Origin of the sequence: Psychrobacter sp. H8-1, assembly GCF_904846575.1 — a bacterium.
Classification (GTDB): domain Bacteria; phylum Pseudomonadota; class Gammaproteobacteria; order Pseudomonadales; family Moraxellaceae; genus Psychrobacter; species Psychrobacter fulvigenes.
Genome location: NZ_CAJHBG010000002.1, coordinates 1 through 2,388 on the forward strand (window position 1 = coordinate 1; position 2,388 = coordinate 2,388).

General features: G+C 44.5%; 2 protein-coding genes and 2 pseudogenes. 1 reads left to right on the forward strand and 3 read right to left on the reverse strand.

Going from position 1 to position 2,388, the window contains the following annotated elements:
* Window positions 1-271: respiratory nitrate reductase subunit gamma (locus JMY01_RS13950; protein WP_201577711.1), on the forward strand; the 271-nt coding region annotated here is incomplete at its 5' end.
* A gap of 320 nt (window positions 272-591) precedes the next feature.
* Here JMY01_RS13950 and narI read toward each other — a convergent pair.
* From narI to narH, 3 genes and pseudogenes are all read right to left on the reverse strand, one after another.
* Window positions 592-927, reverse strand: a pseudogene (gene narI / locus JMY01_RS13955) (respiratory nitrate reductase subunit gamma); the annotation flags it as partial.
* An 11-nt stretch (window positions 928-938) separates the two neighbouring features.
* On the reverse strand, window positions 939-1,772 hold the full coding sequence (gene narJ, locus JMY01_RS13960) for a nitrate reductase molybdenum cofactor assembly chaperone (RefSeq protein WP_227677989.1): 834 nt from the start codon (window positions 1,770-1,772) through the stop codon (window positions 939-941).
* A 34-nt stretch (window positions 1,773-1,806) separates the two neighbouring features.
* Window positions 1,807-2,388: pseudogene (narH, locus tag JMY01_RS13965) on the reverse strand (nitrate reductase subunit beta); the annotation flags it as partial.

Here is a 2,388-nt window from a genome sequence, read left to right on the forward strand (position 1 = left end):
AGGTTTGATATCCATCTTTACTTCTGTGCAGCATTTAGATGGTTATACGATGATGAACTTAGCGGGTTGGGCACAGGATATTACTATCTTAAGACCATGGCATGCAGCAGCACGTATCGAACAAGCGGACTTGATTTATCAGCTGCATATAGTCCTAGGTATTACCCTTATCATGATTTTCCCATTCACACGACTGATTCATATCATTAGTGCGCCAGTTTGGTACTTTGGTCGCCGCTATCAGATCGTTAGACAAAAGAAATCACAGTAAGACAATAGTGACAGAAACACTGGTAATAGAAATAGTCACAACTGTGATACAGCATTGAAGTTCTGAGGGGGATACCATAAGGTTCATTTAAAATGAATCTTATGGTAATATTCTGATTGTTCAACTTATGAAAGTTTAATGACTGTCTAAAAATTCCAATCAAGGTTGCTAGCGGTAGTCGTACTTTAACCTAAGCCCTGAACTTAAATATTTAATAAAGATTCCCTAACTTATCAATGTGATGATTCACTAAGAGAGACATAATGGCCTCACCAAAAACCATAGAAATCGTAAAAGCAACGGTACCTGTACTTGAAGAACACGCCTGCGATACCACCGACCACGACTGCTAATATTTGTTTGTTCCCTGCACTGATGAATCTGTCATACAAAAAGTGCGGGGTTAACATACCGAATAGATGTCCCAAAAGCACCACAATGATACCAACATGGAACAGGTTACTTGCCCAGCGCATGTTTTTGGTTCTTAGCGTCTGGGTAGAGCCTGTCTTCCACGAATACTGAGATAAATCAAAACGTACCCAAGTACCAACAATAGCGATAGCCAATGCAATATAGGGATAGACGCCAAAAAGGAATATCTGCAGCCAATTTAGATTGGCTAAAGACTGTACACCAGGATCTGCAATATTCATGTCCTTTCTCCTTATGATTGTTTGACCGGCTGGTTGGTTTTAAAATCGACCCAATGCACAGGGGCATCAACCATATTTGCTGCAGACTTATTAACGCCAGCTTTCGCAGCAAGATTTTGGGTACTCGTCTGTGAGGGGCAGCGCTCTTCTTGTTGCGCATCTAAGAAGGTGACGACTTCTTCTTCCCATTCTTTATCTAAGGCATCAAAGCTGTCATCACGCTTCTCTTTACTGACTTTTTCTTGATACTCCTCCACCACATCGAGCGGCTTGCCAGCAATCTGCAGTAGCGCATTGAAGCAGCCCTGATAGACACTGCCGCGATCGACAAGCCTTGCCGCCAATAAAGCAATGATATGACTCACATCAGCAATATCCATACGAATCTGAATATCATCGTTAATGACGGTCGCCTGATAGGCCAAAAACTCTAAATATAAAGGCAGATAATCTGGTAGCTCTTTGATACTAATGTCAAACCCAGCATCGGAGTATTGATTCATCAAATCGACCATGGCTTGCCCGCGGTCGCGAGACTCACCATGGACATGCTCAAACAACCAAAGCGATAAAGAACGACCACGCTCAAACAGACCATCATAGCGCGCTTGCGCTTCAAGAGAGCCTGTCTCTATTAAGTCTTCAATCAAGTCGATGATCTGCGTGCGCACGTCTGGGCTAATCAAAGTCGATGTCGCCACAATCTGTGCACAATCAGCGAGCGTGTCGCCAGTAAACAGCTCATTACTTGGATAGTCTATGAGTAAGCTCAACACCTTTAATAGCTTAAGCTCCGAGGGTCCGATAGTAGCAGGAGCAGTAGGCTCGTTTACTACGCTGTTCATAGACTGAGGATTATGTAACTGAGTAGCTTGCATCTTACGACTCCCACTTTTGTACAGTGTCAATAAAATCACGACGGTTGGCTTTGCGTTGTCCAAACATACTGTTGTCAGAATGCCCCGAACAGCCTTCACCGAAGCTAAAACCACAGCCATTACGCTCTGCAAAGGCATCACTTAACGCTTCTTCACGATGCGCCGTTGGGATGACAAAACGGTCTTCATAGTTGGCAATCGCCAGATAACGGTACATCTCTTCAACTTGCAGCTTGGTCAGACCAACATCATCTAAGATGCTTTGAACTTCTTGCTTTTCGACCAGTTGCATACGCTTGTAGCTACGCATGGCAAGTAGACGCTTTAGTGCCAAACGTACTGGCTCTTCATCGCCTGCTGTGAGCATATTGCAAGATAACGCAGTGGAATACGTAAGCTGTCTACATCTGGAATCAAGCCGTCCATACCGACTTTGCCAGCTTCGGCCGCATTCTGAATCGGTGACAATGGCGGTACATACCAAACCATTGGCAAGGTGCGATATTCAGGATGTAGCGGCAGTGCCAGTTTCCAGTCCATCGCTAGCTTGTAGACAGGTGAGCGCTGGGCTGAATCAATCACC

What these genes read in the sequence shown, in the direction of transcription:
- narJ (WP_227677989.1), bottom strand. Translation starts at nt 1,772, where the DNA reads ATGAACAGCGTAGTAAACGAGCCTACTGCTCCTGCTACTATCGGACCC.